We start from the raw sequence: 3,515 nt of genomic DNA on the forward strand, positions 1-3,515 counted from the left end.
ACCTGTTGAACCTGCCGGGGCTGATCAAGGCGCTGGGCACAAGGAACCGCTATTCCTCGGCCACCGCCGACCAGATGCCGCATCACGTGGCCTCGATCCACATGCTCGGCCATCCGATGCTGATCCCGATCCCCGATATCGACCGCAGCGACTTCATGCTGATCGTCGGCGGCAACCCCTTGGTGTCCAACGGCTCGATGATGACCGCGCCGGGGTTTGGCAAGCGCATCGAGGCGCTGAAGGCGCGCGGCGGGCAGGTGGTGGTCATCGACCCGCGCCGCACCGAGACCGCCGAAAAGGCGACGGCGCATCATTTCATCCGCCCCGAGACCGACGCCTTCCTGCTGCTGGCGCTGATCCGCGAAGTGCTGGTGCAGGGCTGGGCCGATACGGGCAGCCTGCATGCCATGGTCAAAGGGCTGGCGGCGCTGCAAGAGGCCGTGGCGCCCTTTACCCCCGAGCTGGCGGGCGCGCGCAGCGGCATTGCCGCCGCCACCATCCGCGATCTGGCACGCGATTTCGCCCGGAGCGACAGCGCCGTCTGCTATGCCCGCATGGGCGCCTCGACCCAGAGTTTCGGCAGCCTCTGCCAATGGGCCTCGAACGTGCTCAACATCATCACCGGCAATTTCGACGTGCCGGGCGGGGCGATGTTCACCACCCCGGCGCTGGATTATGTCGGCATGACCAGCCGCAAGGGCCAGACCCGCAGCTATCCCGAGCGCCGCTCGCGGGTCTCGGGGCAGCCGCTGTATAATGGCGAGTTTCCGGTCTCGGTGATGGCCGAAGAGATGGAGACCCCCGGCGCGGGCCAGATCCGGGCACTGATCTCGGTGGCCGGCAATCCGGTCTTGTCGGCGCCCAACGGACGGCGCATCGAACGCGCCATGCAGGATCTGGATTTCTACATGGCGATCGACATCCATGTGAACGATGCCACCCGCCATGCCGACCTGATCCTGCCCGGCACGGTGGCGCTCGAGGAAGAGATCTATGACATGGTGTTCCACGCCTTTGCGGTGCGCAATACCGCCGCCTTCGCGCGCGCCATCTATGCGCCGCCCAACGGCAATCCGAAGGAATGGGAGGTGATCGCCCGCCTGACCGCGCGGCTGACCGGGGCCAACCGGATCGGGCCGGCGCCCGAGCAGGTGCTGGCGGCGCTGCTGCCCAAGGGGTTTCACGGCGACCGGGTCAGCGTCGAGACGCTTCTGGGGGCCGGGGGCAGCATCGACCTTGGGCCGCTGGTGCCCAATATCGCCGAACGGCTCGAGACCCCGGACGCCATGATCGACCTCGCGCCGGCGGTCTTCGTCGAAGACCTGCCGCGCCTGCTGGCCTTTGCGCCCGGAGCGGGCGATGAATTCCCCCTGCAGATGATCGGCCGTCGTCAGGTGCGCAGCCACAACAGCTGGACCCAGAACAGCCCCCGGCTGGTCAAGGGCCGCAACCGCTGCACGCTCGAAATGCATCCGCTGGATGCCGAGCCGCTGGGCATCGCGGCCGGCAGCGAGGTCAGGGTGCGCTCGGCGGTGGGCGAGGTCGTGATGCCGGTGGAGATCACCGAGATCATGGCGCGGGGCGTGGTGTCGATGCCGCAGGGCTGGGGCCAGAAGAACGGCCGCCTTGGGGCCGCCACTGCCCAGCCCACGGTGTCGATCAACGATCTGACCGATGATCGCCGCATCGACCCGGTCAGCGGCAATGCGGCGCTGAACGGGGTCGCGGTGGCGGTGTCACCGGCCTGAGCGGCGCGCGCGTCACAAAAAAGGCCCCGATCGCTGGATCGGGGCCCCTTTTTCTAAGTCGTTGAGCCGGCTTAGCTGATCGCTGCGGCCTTCACGTCGGCGTCGATATAGGGCAGGTACTGCTCGAAGTTGGCCGAGAACATCTCGACCAGCTTGGCGGCCTGGCGGTCATAGGCCTCGCCGTCGTCCCAGGTGCGGCGCGGGTCGAGCAGCACTTCGGCGACGCCGGGTGCGTTCACCGGCACCTCGAAGCCGAAGTTGGGATCCTTGCGGAATTCGACCTCGTTCAGCGTGCCTTCCAGCGCCGCGGTCAGAAGCCCGCGGGTGGCGCGGATTGGCATCCGGCTGCCGGTGCCATAGGCGCCGCCGGTCCAGCCGGTGTTGACCAGCCAGCAGGTGGCGCCATGCTCGGCGATCTTCTCGCGCAGCAGGTTGCCGTAGACCTCGGGGCGGCGCGGCATGAAGGGGGCGCCGAAGCAGGTCGAGAAGGTCGGTTCGGGCTCGGTCACGCCGCGCTCGGTTCCGGCCACTTTCGAGGTGAAGCCCGACAGGAAGTGATACATCGCCTGCGCCGGGGTCAGCCGCGCGATCGGGGGCAGCACGCCGAAGGCATCGCAGGTCAGCATGATGATGTTCTTGGGGTGGCCGCCGACGGCGCTGGACGAGGCGTTGGAGATATATTCCAGCGGGTAGGCACAGCGCATGTTGGCGGTCAGGCTGTCGTCGTTGAAATCCAGTTCCTTGGTCTCTTCGTCGAAGACCATATTCTCGATCACGGTGCCGAATTTCGACGTCGTGGCATAGATTTCCGGCTCGGCCTCGGGGTTGAGGTTGATGGTCTTGGCATAGCAGCCGCCTTCGAAGTTGAAGGTGCCGTTGTCGGCCCAGCCATGTTCGTCATCGCCGATCAGGATGCGGCCCGGATCGGCCGACAGGGTGGTCTTGCCGGTGCCCGAGAGGCCGAAGAACACGGCGGTGTCGACCGGGTTGCCCTTGGCGTGGTTGGCCGAGCAGTGCATCGGCATGATGCCCTTTTCGGGCAGCAGGTAGTTCAGCAGAGAGAACACCGATTTCTTGTTCTCACCGGCATATTCGGTGCCGCCGATCAGGATCATCTTCTTGTCGAAGTTCATCGCGATCACGGTTTCGCTGCGGCAGTTGTGGCGCTCGGGGTCGGCCTGGAAGCTGGGGCAGTTGATCACCGTGTAGTCGGCGATGAAATCGTTCAGATCCTCGCGCTCGGGGCGGCGCAGCATGTGGCGGATGAACAGCCCGTGCCATGCCAGCTCGGTGACCATGCGCACGTTGATCGAATGGCGGGCATCGGCGCCGCCGACCAGATCCTGCACGTAGTATTCGCCGCCCTTCATATGCTCGAGCATGTCGGCATAGAGGTTGTCGAACCCTTCCGGCGACATCTGGCCGTTGTTCTCCCACCAGATGGTGTCGGCGACGCTGTCGGTCTTGACCACATGCTTGTCCTTGGGCGAACGGCCGGTGAATTTGCCGGTCGACACAAGGAAGGCGCCGCCCTTGCCAAGCGTGCCCTCTTCCCTGCGCAGCGCGGCTTCGATCAGCGCCGGTTCCATGAGGTTATAATAGACATTGCCCAGCCCTTCGATCCCTTGATCTTCGAGGCGGAATTGCCATCGATGGCGTTACTTACGACCTCAGCTATGAGGATCTCGTCCTCCCCGACATGATCAACGACACGGACCTCGTCCGCTCCACATTCGCGCCGATCCGATCGGTCGTTGGACCGAACGG

General features: G+C 65.5%; 1 protein-coding gene and 1 pseudogene. One reads left to right on the forward strand and one right to left on the reverse strand.

What is annotated here, in order from left to right:
- On the forward strand, positions 1-1,748 hold a 1,748-nt coding region (locus ABZD10_RS14355; protein ID WP_372887518.1), incomplete at its 5' end, for a molybdopterin oxidoreductase family protein.
- Between the two features lie 71 nt (positions 1,749-1,819).
- On the opposite strand, the pseudogene ABZD10_RS14360 reads toward ABZD10_RS14355, so the two are convergent.
- A pseudogene (locus ABZD10_RS14360) lies at positions 1,820-3,391 on the reverse strand (phosphoenolpyruvate carboxykinase); the annotation flags it as partial.
- Positions 3,392-3,515: the final 124 nt, after the last annotated feature.

The sequence above is a fragment of the Shimia sp. genome (genome assembly GCF_041624275.1).
Taxonomy (GTDB): domain Bacteria; phylum Pseudomonadota; class Alphaproteobacteria; order Rhodobacterales; family Rhodobacteraceae; genus Shimia.